10 protein-coding genes are annotated in these 13,692 nt (G+C 41.4%); 5 read left to right on the top strand and 5 right to left on the bottom strand.

Annotation, left to right across the window (positions count from 1 at the left end; all coding sequences use genetic code 11):
- Nucleotides 1-33 precede the first annotated feature (33 nt).
- Nucleotides 34-756: an RluA family pseudouridine synthase gene (locus ACFSYC_RS15550; protein WP_377129464.1), complete on the bottom strand. Its 723-nt coding sequence runs from the start codon at nucleotides 754-756 to the stop codon at nucleotides 34-36.
- Nucleotides 757-1,063: 307 nt separating this feature from the next.
- Here ACFSYC_RS15550 and ACFSYC_RS15545 point away from each other — a divergent pair, with 307 nt between their 5' ends.
- Nucleotides 1,064-1,627: a hypothetical protein gene (locus ACFSYC_RS15545; protein ID WP_377129462.1), complete on the top strand. Its 564-nt coding sequence runs from the start codon at nucleotides 1,064-1,066 to the stop codon at nucleotides 1,625-1,627.
- Between the two features lie 47 nt (nucleotides 1,628-1,674).
- Here ACFSYC_RS15545 and ACFSYC_RS15540 read toward each other — a convergent pair whose 3' ends face one another.
- From ACFSYC_RS15540 to alaS, 4 genes are all read right to left on the bottom strand, one after another.
- Nucleotides 1,675-2,367, bottom strand: a complete 693-nt coding sequence (locus ACFSYC_RS15540) for a response regulator transcription factor (RefSeq protein WP_377129460.1) — start codon at nucleotides 2,365-2,367, stop codon at nucleotides 1,675-1,677.
- A gap of 96 nt (nucleotides 2,368-2,463) precedes the next feature.
- A complete protein-coding gene (locus tag ACFSYC_RS15535; RefSeq protein ID WP_377129458.1) occupies nucleotides 2,464-3,594 on the bottom strand; it encodes a redoxin domain-containing protein in 1,131 nt (376 codons plus the stop codon).
- Complete coding sequence (gatB, locus tag ACFSYC_RS15530) at nucleotides 3,594-5,060, bottom strand: Asp-tRNA(Asn)/Glu-tRNA(Gln) amidotransferase subunit GatB (RefSeq protein WP_377129456.1); 1,467 nt, start codon at nucleotides 5,058-5,060, stop codon at nucleotides 3,594-3,596. The genes ACFSYC_RS15535 and gatB overlap by 1 nt, the downstream gene beginning before the upstream one ends.
- A 310-nt stretch (nucleotides 5,061-5,370) precedes the next feature.
- Nucleotides 5,371-8,004, bottom strand: a complete 2,634-nt coding sequence (gene alaS / locus ACFSYC_RS15525) for an alanine--tRNA ligase (RefSeq protein WP_377129455.1) — start codon at nucleotides 8,002-8,004, stop codon at nucleotides 5,371-5,373.
- A gap of 131 nt (nucleotides 8,005-8,135) precedes the next feature.
- Between alaS and ACFSYC_RS15520 the strand changes: the two genes are divergently transcribed.
- The 4 genes from ACFSYC_RS15520 to ACFSYC_RS15505 all read left to right on the top strand — a co-directional run bounded on the left by ACFSYC_RS15520 (nucleotide 8,136) and on the right by ACFSYC_RS15505 (nucleotide 13,247).
- Nucleotides 8,136-8,471 (top strand): MerR family transcriptional regulator, encoded by a 336-nt coding sequence (locus tag ACFSYC_RS15520; RefSeq protein WP_377129453.1) that lies wholly within the window; start codon nucleotides 8,136-8,138, stop codon nucleotides 8,469-8,471.
- 39 nt (nucleotides 8,472-8,510) lie between these two features.
- Nucleotides 8,511-10,613: a ComEC/Rec2 family competence protein gene (locus ACFSYC_RS15515; protein ID WP_377129451.1), complete on the top strand. Its 2,103-nt coding sequence runs from the start codon at nucleotides 8,511-8,513 to the stop codon at nucleotides 10,611-10,613.
- Nucleotides 10,614-10,681: 68 nt separating this feature from the next.
- Entirely contained in the window at nucleotides 10,682-11,320 is a 639-nt protein-coding gene (locus ACFSYC_RS15510) for a hypothetical protein (protein WP_377129449.1), read from the top strand.
- A 67-nt stretch (nucleotides 11,321-11,387) separates the two neighbouring features.
- Nucleotides 11,388-13,247, top strand: a complete 1,860-nt coding sequence (locus ACFSYC_RS15505) for an LTA synthase family protein (protein ID WP_377129447.1) — start codon at nucleotides 11,388-11,390, stop codon at nucleotides 13,245-13,247.
- The last annotated feature ends 445 nt before the right edge of the window (nucleotides 13,248-13,692 follow it).

The following is a 13,692-nucleotide window of genomic DNA, read 5'->3' as shown; positions in this document are numbered from 1 at the left end:
TGCTATGTTTGTATAGGACAACGAGTGTTATTATTAAGCGTCAAACTTCTCCAATAACTTCAATAACGTTTCAAAATCTTTAGGATACGGGGCGTGAATAGTGATTGGTGTACCGTCTATCTTTTTGAAGGTTACCTCGTAAGCATGTAGCGCAAAGCGCTTCATAATAGGCAGTTCCTCCTGATCTTTACCTAAATGATATTTACGTTTTATGGCTGACAGGAACACCGGTTTGCCTTTATACATCTCGTCGCCGGCTATTGAGGCGCGCTGGGTAGCCAGGTGGATACGAATCTGGTGCATACGGCCAGTTACCGGGCGGCACTCTACCAGGGTATAGTGTTTAAAAAACTTGAGCGACTGAAACCAGGTCTCTGCCCGTTTACCTTCCTGGCGGCTGATGGTTACTGTACCCTTACCAACGTTCAATATCGGCAAATCAACAAATAGCTTATCAAACTGGTGTGTACCGTCAATTATAGCGTGATATACCTTATTAACCTGGCGTTTTTCAAATTGCATAGATACCGCACGGTATGTTTCCGGGTTTTTAGCTATAATAAGCGCACCTGAGGTCTCTTTGTCTAAGCGATGACACACTTGAGCGTCATCACTATATTGTTTCGCCAAACGCAGTATATTGACCTCACCGCCTTCACCCCTATCATCAAGCGAGCTTATAAAGGCTGGCTTATTAATAACAATCAGGTCATCATCCTCAAACAATATCAGGTCGGCAAACTTTGGTATTTTCATGTATTAAATTAAAGGTGCAAAAGTACGGTTTTTAAAATAAATCTTTTAGTAAAGCCTAAAGCCTTTAATCAATTCATTGCCGGGCCCTTCTCTATTTCTGGTTGCGTTGGTTATAACTTTACACTGTGTTATGTGTAGATAACAGGACAGTTTATATTGGATATCCTAAGCTGTAATTCTTCGTCGCCCGCAACGATAGCTGTGTTTAAGTTGATTTTGAGGGCTGTATACTTATGGGGCAAACAAAAATGAATTGGTGTAGTTATTGTAATTATACCATCAATTATACATCTAACTTATTTACATCATGGAAGATAAATCAACCAAACCTGAAGAAAAAGGATTTTTCGAAAAGGTAAAAGAAACACTTGAAGAGCTTTGGGAAGGCACCAAAGACACTGCCGAAGATATAAAAGATGTTACCGAAGACAAATATGACGACATTGCTAAAAAAGCAGCTCCGGTCAAACGTGCTATTGCTAAAAAGTTAACAGCCACTAAAACTGCGGTAAATGAAAAAGCCAGCGCTGCAACTACCGAAGCAAAAGCTGTGGTTAAAGACGTAAAGGCTAAAGCAGATACTAAGGTGAAAGACACCAAAGCAAAAGCTGATGCAGAAATAAAGCAAGTAAAAGCGAAAGCCGCCGATGTTACAAAAAAAGCAGACGCCAAAGTAAAAGACGTAACAGCTAAAGCAAAAGATGTAGCAGCCAAATCAAAAACCGAAGCTAAAGAAGTAAAAGCCAAAGTTGAAACTAAAGCTAAAGAGGCTGGCGATAAAGCAAAATCAACCGTTGAGGCCGCTAAAAAAGCAGCCACAGCCAAAACCACTACTACAGCTACAAAAGCTAAAAGAAAACCGGTTTTGTAAGTTTAAAGCCTTATAAATAACAAAAGGCCCCAATTTGGGGCCTTTTGTTATTTAATCTCAAATTTGTAACCTACACCTTTAACGGTAGCTACTATATCGTCGCCTAACTTCTCGCGCAGTTTGCGTATATGTACATCAATAGTACGGTTGGTAACTACTACGGAGTCTTCCCAGATGTTTTTTAGGATAACTTCGCGGGTATATACCTTGCCCGGTTTTGAGGCCAGCAGGTAAAGCAATTCAAATTCTTTTTTAGCTAGTACCACCTTCTCGCCGTCTTTAAAAACAAGATACGCCTCGCGATCAATTACCAGGGTGCCTATCTCCAATTTGTTGTCGCTTACATCTTCAGCAGGGGCATTTCTTCGTAATATGGCATTAATGCGGCTAACCAAAGCACGTGGCTTAATTGGTTTGGCTATATAATCGTCGGCCCCTACATTAAAGCCGGCAATTTCAGAGTATTCTTCGCTACGGGCGGTTAAAAACACCATAAATGTATTTTTAAACTCGGGCATGGTACGCATAATGCGGCAAGCCTCAATGCCATCCATTTTAGGCATCATGATATCCAACACGATCAAATCAGGTAAAGATCTTTTTGCCTCGGTAACAGCTTCCTGGCCATTACGGGCCGTGAAAACCTGGTAACCTTCTTTTTTTAAATTATATTCAATGAGTTCCAGAATATCCGGTTCATCATCTACTATTAGAATCTTTTGTTTGGTAGAGGTGCTCATGCTTATTATAATTTTGTTATAAAAGTATGTACTTAAAAGAAGCTTACAGTAAACTTAATATTAACAAATTGTTAAGTGGCACTTTAAGTTAACATATTATAAAGGCTTGTTAAACGTTTTATTTAAAAACGCTCCTAATTCATCGCCTCTTACATTTTTTGCTACAATAACACCCTGTGGGTCAATGATAAAATTAGCCGGGATCCCTTGAATATTATAAAGGCGCTCTGTTGGGCCGTCAAATCTTTGCAGGTTAGACGCGTGTGCCCAGGTCAATTTATCTGCAGCTATAGCTTTTTCCCATTCAGGTTTGCCTGTATCCAGCGATATACCCAGGATATTAAAGCCTTTGTCCTTAAACGCGGCATAGGCTGCAACAACATTTGGATTTTCTGCACGGCAAGGGCCACACCATGACGCCCAAAAATCAAGCATCACGTATTTTCCTTTATAATCTGACAGGTTAACTACTTTACCGTCAATGCCCGGAATGCTAAACTGCGGCGCTTTGTGGCCTACAGACAATGGCTTAATTAAAGCCATTTGCGCTAAAAAGCGCTGCACGGCAGGGTTCTCGCTAAACAACTTCTCTTTTTCAATTTCGTCCGCATAAGCCACCATTTGTTGCTCATACTGCATAGGCTCAACAGAGGAGACAGCGTAGAATGCCGCTAAAGAAGTTTTATTTTCGTTTACAAATTTTAAAACGGCCTGTGTATAATCATTCATGTTTTTCATGAACAAGGGGCGATACTGGGCAATTAGCTCTTCGCTTTCTTTACCAGCCGCTTCTACTTTAGCCTGATATTCTTCAACTACCTTATTATTCTTTTCGCCATAAACATTGCTCAGCTTATTAAACTCCTGTATTTTCTCTGAGTTTTCAGAACCTTTTACAGTATAGTTATGGGCTTGATCGTTCTGGTCAGCTTCAAACTCAATAGCATCGCCATTTTTAGCAATCAGGTCATAAATATTACCGCCTATGCGCAGTTTATACAAGTTGGCAAAAGGCGTAGCTCTTTTAAACTCAAATTTACCATCGGCAGCAATGTTAACAGAATCTACAACAGCAATTTGCACGCTGTCTGCTTCTAACAAATAGATCTTATTAATTTTACCCGGATTTTTAAGCGTACCGGTTACTTTAAAGTTAGTACTGTCTTTGCAAGACGCGAGCAATAACGCCGAAGCGATGATGCCGTAAACTGCTAATTTCAATTTCATTATTTTGATTCTAGTGCGGTGATCAATAATTTGTTGGTAGCCTGTGGGTCAATCTTGCCTTTCGAGCTTTTCATGATCTCGCCCATAAACAGGCCTAAAACGCCTTTTTTACCTTTCTGGTACTCTTTTACTTTATCAGGGAACTTGGCCAGTGCGTCCTGAATATATTTATCTACATCATTGCTGTCGGCAGTGATCAGCAAGTTGAGTTCGGCAGCTAGTTTATCAGCAGTTTTGCCCGGCGATTTTATCATGGCCGGAAATAACTTGTGTGATGCGACTGTATTGTTCACTGCGCCGGTATCTACCAGTTTAATTAAGCCGGCCAAGGTGACCGGTTCAATATGCAGGTCGCTAATATGCTGGCCACTTTCATTAAGGTGCGATTTTACCGCGCCCATCATTAGGTGGGCCGCGCCTTTATAGTTTGATGTGTGTTTAGTTAGTTCCTCAAAATACAGGGCAACCTCTTTATCGGCAGTAATTACCGACGCGTCGTAATCTGACAAACCCAGATCAATATATTTTTTATATAACTGTCCCGGCAATACAGGTAACGATTTACGGATGTTATCAACGTAGGCATTATCAAGCACTAAAGGCATCAGGTCGGGCTCAGGGAAATAGCGGTAATCATTAGCCATTTCTTTTGAGCGCAGTACAGATGTTTCGCCGGTATCGGCATTAAAATTCAATGTATTTTGGTCGATATGGCCGCCGTCTTCAATCACCCTTATCTGGCGTGCAAACTCATGCTCAATAGCACGCTGCACGTTACGGATAGAGTTAAGATTTTTTACCTCGCAACGGTTACCATATTCGGTAGCGCCGTGCAAGCGTACAGATATGTTAGCATCGCATCGCATGCTCCCTTCTTCCATATTACCGTCGCAAATATCCAGGTAGCGCAAAACCTTGCGTATTTCTGTTAAAAATAGTCCGGCTTCTTCCGCACTGCGCATGTCTGGCTGCGAAACGATTTCTAACAAGGGTACTCCGGCCCTGTTCAAATCAATAAGCGAGTCGGCATGATGATTATCGTGCATGCTCTTCCCCGCATCCTCCTCCATGTGAATGTGATGGATAGCGAGATTTTTAGTTGTACCATTACTTAACTTGACCGTTATAGAGCCGCCCAGACAAACCGGCGCATGATCTTGCGTAATCTGGTATCCTTTTGGCAGATCTGCATAAAAGTAGTTTTTACGCGCAAAAGTGTTATTTAAATTGATGGTACAGTTGCAAGCCAGCCCCAATTTCACCGCATACTCTACCATTTTTTTGTTAATGCGCGGTAACGTACCGGGATGGCCCAACGATATAGCGCTAATGTGGTGATTTGGCTCGGCGCCAAAGGCAGCCGAATCGGACGAAAAGGATTTACTTTGCGTAGATAGCTGAGCGTGAACCTCTAATCCAACTACTAATTCATACTTTTCGGCTATCTCTACAGGTAGAAGTGTCATAAATAGAAAGACTAACAATATTTGCGTTAGCCAGCATTCAAATATAATTATTTATATGTCATTGCGCACGGCAGCCAGGCAATCAAGGCTTTCATTAACAAGCGGCGGCGTTACTTGTACGTCAATGTTGTTTCACAAATCGCATTTTGACACAGTTTTCAATTAGCTCGTAATCAATATGTTAATTGAAAATTTTGTTTCATTTTGTTTCACTTCAATTTAGCAAGCAACTAACCATCAATAAGTTAAGCCAAAATCTTGTTTCACTTGTTTCATCTGTGTCACACACGCGTGAAACAAAACGCCATAACTAAGCTATAAAGCTTTTAGCTTTAGCTAAAACAGCCGGCAAACCGCTAACATCTTTACCACCTGCGGTTGCAAAGAACGATTGGCCGCCACCCCCACCCTGGATCTCTTTGGCTAACTCGCGCACAATGCTTCCGGCGTTAAGCCCTTTGTCTTTAACCAAATCATCGGCAACCATAACTGTAACGTTTGGCTTACCGTCTATAACAGCAGCTAGAACAAGGTATAGGTTAGGCACGATATCTTTCAGGTTGTAAGCCAGGTTTTTGATCGCGTCGGCATTTGGTAACTCCACTTGTTGAGCGATGAAGTTAACACCATTGATAGCTTCGGCGGTCTTAGCCAGTTCATCCTTTAAGCCTGATGACTTCTCTAGTATCGACTTCTCTATCTCTTTCTTTAAACGGCTGTTCTCTTCTAATAGGCTCTCAATGCTTTTGCTGATGTCCTTAGGGTTCTTCAATAACTCTTTAACCTGGCCAACCAGTTTAGTTTGCTCATTAATGAAGTTCTCTGCACCTACACCCGTAATGGCCTCAATACGACGAACACCGGCAGCAACCGCGCTTTCTGACGTGATCTTGAAGTAACCTATGGCACCGGTAGCCTTAACGTGCGTACCGCCGCAAAGCTCCTTACTAAAGGCATCATCAAAAGTAATAACACGTACAAAGTCGCCGTACTTCTCGCCAAACAGTGCAGTAACGCCGCTCGTGATGGCCTCGTCATAAGGCACATTGCGCTGCTCGTTAAGGGCGATATTCTCGCGCACTTTACCGTTTACTATAGCTTCAATCTGAGCTAACTCGTCATCCGTAACCTTGGCAAAGTGCGAGAAGTCAAAACGCAGGTAATCATTGTTCACCAATGAACCCTTCTGGTTTACGTGCGTACCCAACACCTGTTTCATGGCAGCATGCAGCAAGTGCGTAGCGCTATGGTTATTAGTGATGTTGTCACGACGGTCTTTGTCGACGATAGCCGTTAAAGCATCATCGATATCCTCGGGTAGCTTATCCACAAAGTGAACGGTAAGGCCGTTCTCTTTCCTCGTATCTGTAACGTAAATGATCTCACCATCAGGGAATACCAGCTCGCCGGTATCGCCCACCTGTCCACCGCTTTCGGCATAGAACGGTGTTTTATCCAACACCACCTGAAACTGCTCTTTACCCTTAGCCGTAACCTTGCGGTACTTGGTGATGTGACAAATGCTCTGCGTTTCATCATAACCGGTGAAAGTTGTGTCATCTTCTTTCAATGAAACCCAATCGCCGGTATCAATAGCAGATGCGGCACGTGAGCGGGTCTTTTGAGCTTGCAATGCGGTTTCAAAACCAGCAGTATCAACTGACCAGCCTATCTCGCGGGCCATCAGTTCTGTCAAATCCAGCGGGAAACCATAGGTATCAGAAAGCTCAAATGCCACAGCACCAGCAATTACCTTGTCTGGGCCAGAGGCCACCTCTTTAAACTTCCGGATGCCTGCGGATAAGGTTCTTAAGAAAGACACCTCTTCTTCTAAAATCACCTTCTGTACAAAGTCCTTTTGACTACTCAACTCGTCAAACACGCCTTTAAACTGATCTGCCAATAAAGGTACCAACTGATTAAGGAAAGGCTCTTTAAACTCTAAGTACTGGTACGAGTACCGCACCGCACGGCGCAGTATACGACGGATAACATAACCAGCCTTATTGTTTGATGGCAGCTGACCATCTGCAATTGTAAAGCTCACTGCACGAATATGATCTGCCAGTACACGCATGGCAACAGCGGTATTCCAATCAGCGTCACCGGGTATGGCAGCAGCGTTGTATGCCTTACCTGATTTTTGAGCGATAAACGCGATTACCGGCGAGAACACATCACTATCATAATTACTTTGCTTGCCTTGTATTACACGTACTAAACGCTCAAAACCCATCCCTGTATCCACGTGTTGGGCAGGTAATGGCTGCAATTCACCGCTTTTTAGTCTGTTAAACTGCATGAATACGTTGTTCCATATCTCAATAACCTGCGGATCATCAGCATTTACCAACGTAGCGCCGCTAACGTTGGCACGCTCGGCATCAGTACGGTTATCGTAGTGGATCTCAGAACATGGTCCGCAGGGGCCTGTTTCGCCCATCTCCCAAAAGTTGTCTTTCTTGTTACCTAACAAGATATGGTCTTCGGGCACGTAGGCTTTCCAAAAATCGAATGCTTCCTGGTCTTTTGGTAGGCCTTCTTTGTCATCGCCTTCAAAAATGGTAACGTAAAGACGGTTCTTGTCTATCTTATAAACGTCAGTCAATAACTCCCAGCTCCATTCAATGGCTTCCTTTTTAAAGTAGTCGCCAAAGCTCCAGTTACCCAGCATCTCAAACATGGTGTGGTGGTAGGTATCGATGCCCACCTCTTCCAAATCGTTATGCTTACCGGATACACGCAAACAACGCTGGGTATCAGCAACGCGCGGTGACTTGGCCGGGGCCTCGCCTAAAAATATGTCTTTAAACTGGTTCATGCCAGCATTGGTGAACATCAGTGTAGGATCGTTTTTAACAACAATAGGTGCAGATGGCACAATGCTATGGCCCTTAGAAGCAAAAAAATCAAGAAAGGCCTGTCGTATTTCGTTAGCAGTCATAGCCGCAAAAGTGTGAAATTTTGTGCAATTTTGAGCAACTAAATTGCAGCAATATGCACCCGGCTAGCTTGCCCGGCGCCTACTATAGAAATCGAAATTCAAAAATCGAAAATATCAATTACATTTGTGACATGCCTTACAAAGAACACGAGATCAGTAAAATGTATTACACCATTGGCGAGGTGTCAACTATGTTCGAGGTTAATGCGTCGATGATACGTTTTTATGAGAAAGAGTTTGATGTACTTCAGCCGAAAAAGAACAAAAAGGGCAACCGACTATTTACTCCTGAAGATATAGAAAACTTTAAGATCATACTTGATTTGCTAAGAAACAAAGGTTATACTATCCCTGGTGCTAAAGACTATCTTAAAAACAATTTCAACGATAGTAAAGATCAGCAACGCATAATTAAATCACTAGAAAACCTAAAGCAGTTCTTGTTAGAAGTGCGTGAACAGTTATAACTATTCATTTTTATATATTAGCTTGTAAAACCCTAATCCGTGTTAGCTAATCACAAAGGCGAAGTTCCATTTTTATTACTACTACTGCCTTTATTAACCGGAATAGCTTTGGGTCTTAACTTTTCGACGAGTTTTTTTTTGCTTCGGGCTATAACTCCACTCCTGCTTTTTTGCTTAGTCTTTATCATTATAAACATCTGTTACAGGCAACTCAGCGTTTACAAGTTTAACTGGATAGGGGGTGTGCTTATTAATTTGATACTGTTTTTAACCGGTTGGCTCAGCGTCATAATACATCATGATTTAAACCGTCAAAATCACTTTTCTAAACAATCGGCAAAACAACTCTTAGTGAGGATCAACAATGAGCCTACATTAAAAAATGGCTTAGTACGTTTTACCGCGGTGGTTGAACATACTGTTTTTGATAAAGACATTCATCAGACAACGGGCTCATTATTAGTAGCAATTAAAGATACTCTTGCCACTACACTTAGTTATGGCGACAAATTATTGATACCAGCAACCTATACCACCGTAGATACCCCATTAAATCCGGCAGAGTTCAATTATAAACAGTACCTGGCCAACCAAAATATTTATCAGCAAGCGTTTTTATTTCCCTCTCAATATAAGATAACAGGCAGAGGGACAGGCAATCCTATCATCGCTTATTCGCTCCAGTTTAGGCAGCGTTTGGTCAATAAGCTAAAGCGTAATATGCACGACACTACAGCTATCGCTGTAGCATCGACATTAATATTAGGTTATAAAGCCAACTTGAGCCAAGAGGTGTTGCAGGCCTATTCCAAAACCGGCACTATACATATTTTGTCCGTTTCGGGTGGGCATGTAGCAATCATTTACCTGTTATTGAACTTAATTTTCAGTTTCTTACAGCGATATAGGCGTGGGCGTATGGTAAAAGCTCTGCTTATTATTTTACTAATATGGGCTTATGTTTTGCTTACCGGTCTTTCACCGGCAGCTTGCCGCGCCGCGTTTATGATCTCATTTGTAATTATCGGCACCACTTATAGCCGTTATATAAACATACTCAATATCCTCGCGGTATCGGCGTGCTTTATGGTATTATACAATCCGTTTCTATTAGTTGATGTAGGTTTCCAGCTCTCCTATCTGGCCGTGGCGGGCATGGTAGTGCTACAACCTATTGTGTATAATTTGATAAACGTTAATAATAAATGGGGCGATAAGTTTTGGGTTGCATGTTCTGTATCCATCGCTGCCCAAGTAATTACTTTTCCCTTAAGCGCGTTGTATTTTCATCAGTTCCCGATTTATTTTTTGATAAGTAACCTGTTTATACTTATCCCAGCAGAAGTTATCTTATGTACCGGAGCACTCTATCTAGCCATACCGCAGATACCCTATATATCTTCATCACTAGCGTGGGTGTTAGAAAGTTCTATCTTACTTATGGATAAAGTCCTAACCGCAATAGAACATGCGCCCTTTGCAAGCGTCAGCAAAATATGGCTTAATACCGTGGAATATGTGCTATTATCTTTCCTAATCATCTGTGTTTTTTACTTTTTATTTAGCAAAAAGAAACGGGTTCTTGGTGTAGGCCTAGTCGCTACATTGGTATTATCACTTAGTGTAAGCATTAAACGTGTTAAAGAAATACAAAAGGACAGTATTACTTTTTTAAGCTTACGCAAAAATCAGGGTATTATCTTTAAGCAGGGCAATAAAGCTATTGTATTGACTAATCTTAGTCCTTCTGATAAAAATTATCAATATAGCATACAACCATATTTGGATAGCAGTAAAGTTACCGACACTTCGGTGTATGCATTTAATAGCAATATCAAATCTGCTTTTCTGTTGAAATATCGAAATCTCATTCAGTTTAAAAATCAGAAGCTATTGATAGTAGATAAAGCAATGCCTGATAATCCCTCGGGCACAAAATTAAATGTTGGTTATATATACCTTACCGGTAATTCGCACGTTAGTTTAAAAAAATTGGGCGCATGTGTAATTTATAGTAAGCTATTTATTGACGGCAGCAATTCGGCAAGTTATATTTCAGATATAACGCAGCAAGCCAAGGCTCTTCAAATCAACTATTACATATTAAAGGGTAATAAATCGTTAACTTTAGCGTCGAATTAAATATTTATTAAGCATAAGTTGCGTAGTAAAGCACAAACAACTAAATTGTACTAATCAAATTACAAAAAATGAATACTAAATTAAAAATTGCCTTAGGCCTAACACTTACGACACTGGCATTTAGCGCTAGCGCTCAGAAAACTTACACTCAAGGTTTGGCTACTTACAAAATGTCAACCCCGAGAGGTGACGCTGAAAGCAAACTTTATTTCACAGCCGATTCAAACGCGATGTTAACAGTTCAAGGGCCTGCTACAATCAAGATGCTTGCCAATAATAAGTTAACATATGCGGCAATATTGCTTGATGTACCGGTTGCATCAATGAAAAAAGCGGCTATTTTAACACCTGACGAAATTGACCAATTTGCAGCAATGGCACCAAAATTCACTTTTACGCCGGGTACTGAAACTAAGGTTATCAGCGGATTCAATTGCAAAAAGGTAGACGTTAAGGATCAAAAATCCGGAACAAGCTATGTGGCTTGGGTAACTAACGATATCAGCCTACCGATCACTGGTTTAACTAAACCATTTGCAGATGCAGGTGGTGTGCCTGTTCAATTTACCACAGTACAGCAAGGTCAGGTTGTTGATGTTACTTTGAAATCAATTACTGACTCAAAAGCTCCGGCTGGTACATTCGGTGTACCGGCAGGATATGACAAAATTACGCTTGATGACCTGAAATCAATGGGTGGCAAATAAGTCAATCCTATCACATTTTTTTAAAGGCTTCTTAACCTTGGGGTAAAATAGTTATTTTTGCCGTCCCATGTTAAGAAGCCTTTATAGTTTTTTACGTTTCTACCTCTTTTGGCTGCTGTTCTTCGGATTAACAAGGGCCGTGTTCGAAGTGTACTTTTATACTAAACTTAAAGGTGCCAATTTCCTGGACATTGTTAAAACTTTCATATATGGTGTCCGTATGGATGCCTCTGCGACTGCATACATTGCGGTAATACCTTTATTAATATTTATTGTTAACTGGTTTGTGAAGGGTAAAGGGATTAACCCTATTTGGTTAAAAATCTATACCTGGTTTTGCGTGTTTTGCATCAGTTTGATCGCGGTTGTGGATCTTGGTATTTTTGTTGAATGGGGCGCGAAGGTTAACTTTAGGGCATTTGACACGCTTTACAACTCGCCGGCCGAGTCAATGTCATCTACCGCGTCCTCGCCTATCTTTTTGCATCTAAGCATTATGTTGTTTTTGCTGGTAGCGGGCGTATTATTATCGCTCCACGTTCTCGACCATAAATTCGTTAAACCCCGTGTTACAACCAAAGCAAAAATCATGCTATCGCTTTTGCTGATAGCTGTCAATTTTCTGTTATTACGGGGCACTATAACCCCCTCACCCATTAACCAAAGCGCGGGGTACTTCTCTGATAATCAGATTCTCGACCTTGCCGCTCAAAATACGGAGTGGAACCTTTTTAATAATACCTTCGAGAATCTGCGACCCCCTTACAACCCTTATAACTTCTTTGAAACTGCAGAGGCGCGCCGCATTGTTATTGATGCTTTTAGAACGCCTAAGGACACTACTGTTAAGCTGCTAACGACCGATAAACCAAACGTAGTCATCATTCAATTGGAAAGCTATACGGCAGACCTAATCGAATCATTGGGGGGCGAGAAAGGTGTTTCTCCTAACTTTGAAAACCTCGTTAAGCAAGGCGTGCTTTTTAGCAACATTTATGCAGTGGGTGACCGTACCGATAAAGGCATCATAGCAATATTGAGCGCGTTCCCGTCGCAAGCTATACGAACTATTGTAATTGATACCGCCAAGCAACGCAAGCTACCCTCACTGCTGACATCATTTGGTGATGCCGGATATAAAACATCTTACTTTTACGGTGGCCATGCCGACTACATGAATTTTGATACCTACATGGTACATCATGGCGTTCATGACATTATCGATCGTAACACTATGAAACCAAGCGAAGTTGGCTCAACATGGGGAGCATTTGACGACGTGTTGTTTGGTAAACACCTGGCTTATATGGCCAAGCAAAGCACACCGGTCTTTTCTTTGGTACAAACCTCGACCAACCATGAGCCTTTTGTTTTACCGGTGCCTCGGCACTTTAAAGGTAAGGATGTGGCTGATCAGTTCAGAAGCACTGCCTGGTTTACCGACTCATGCCTGAACGCTTATTTCGAACGGGCCAGAACGCAGTCATGGTATAAAAACACACTATTCGTACTGGTTGCCGACCACGGCCACCGTTTGCCAAAAAGCACTGCTGGCGCTTATGATCCAGCAAAGTATCATATACCGATGTTATTTTATGGCGATGTGCTGAAACCTGAATATCGTGGCACCAAGATCACTAAACTGGGAAATCAGGTTGATATTGCAGCCACCTTGCTGGCACAGCTGGGATTACCATATAATCAGTTTAAATGGTCTAAAAACTTATTGAATCCTTATACGCCCGCCTTTGCCTTTTTCGATTGGGATAATGGCTTTGGTTTTATAACTCCCGATCAGGCTGTATCCTTCGACAGCTCGGGGCAGCGCAGGATCTACACTAAAGATAAAAGTAAGGACACCGAAGCTAACTTGAAAAAAGGCAAGGCCTTTATGCAGCAAATTTATACTGAATACCTAGCGTATTAATTTGCAAATAATATGAAACAGTTGAAACAGTAAATATGTTAAGTGATTGATCCATCAGTACATTAATTAAAAAGGCAAAACGGTTTGAAACAGCAATGAAGCATTAACACCCTGTAGTTAATACATTAAAAACTAACAGTTTATCAAATTTTTTCTATCAACATTTAACCAAACATTTTTTGCGCGGTCATACACTTGATCCATAGTGTATACATCCAAACCATCTTATGCGATCCAAGGTTGGCAGTGGTTTCTTGCCATTTTAGTGAAGCCACTCTTTTGCCGTAATTAGTAGCAGCTCATGTAAAGACGAATAATCGCGGTTAGTAACCTACTATTGGTAACAGTTATGCACGTAGAATCATCTAACCAATTTGGCGCTTTGGTGCTATAAAAATAAGAGTTATTTGCGTTGGCTCTAAAGGTTTGCAAACAGCTTTCAAAC

The organism is Mucilaginibacter antarcticus, assembly GCF_042686155.1.
Classification (GTDB): Bacteria; Bacteroidota; Bacteroidia; order Sphingobacteriales; family Sphingobacteriaceae; genus Mucilaginibacter; species Mucilaginibacter antarcticus.
This window is presented reverse-complemented; position numbering and strand designations above follow the sequence as displayed.

Excerpts from the sequence above, each read along its gene's own strand:
- ACFSYC_RS15550 (WP_377129464.1), bottom strand. The coding sequence starts at position 756 with ATGAAAATACCAAAGTTTGCCGACCTGATATTGTTTGAGGATGATGAC.
- ACFSYC_RS15545 (WP_377129462.1), top strand. The coding sequence starts at position 1,064 with ATGGAAGATAAATCAACCAAACCTGAAGAAAAAGGATTTTTCGAAAAG.
- ACFSYC_RS15540 (WP_377129460.1), bottom strand. The coding sequence starts at position 2,367 with ATGAGCACCTCTACCAAACAAAAGATTCTAATAGTAGATGATGAACCG.
- ACFSYC_RS15535 (WP_377129458.1), bottom strand. The coding sequence starts at position 3,594 with ATGAAATTGAAATTAGCAGTTTACGGCATCATCGCTTCGGCGTTATTG.
- gatB (WP_377129456.1), bottom strand. The coding sequence starts at position 5,060 with ATGACACTTCTACCTGTAGAGATAGCCGAAAAGTATGAATTAGTAGTT.
- alaS (WP_377129455.1), bottom strand. The coding sequence starts at position 8,004 with ATGACTGCTAACGAAATACGACAGGCCTTTCTTGATTTTTTTGCTTCT.
- ACFSYC_RS15520 (WP_377129453.1), top strand. The coding sequence starts at position 8,136 with ATGCCTTACAAAGAACACGAGATCAGTAAAATGTATTACACCATTGGC.
- ACFSYC_RS15510 (WP_377129449.1), top strand. The coding sequence starts at position 10,682 with ATGAATACTAAATTAAAAATTGCCTTAGGCCTAACACTTACGACACTG.
- ACFSYC_RS15505 (WP_377129447.1), top strand. The coding sequence starts at position 11,388 with ATGTTAAGAAGCCTTTATAGTTTTTTACGTTTCTACCTCTTTTGGCTG.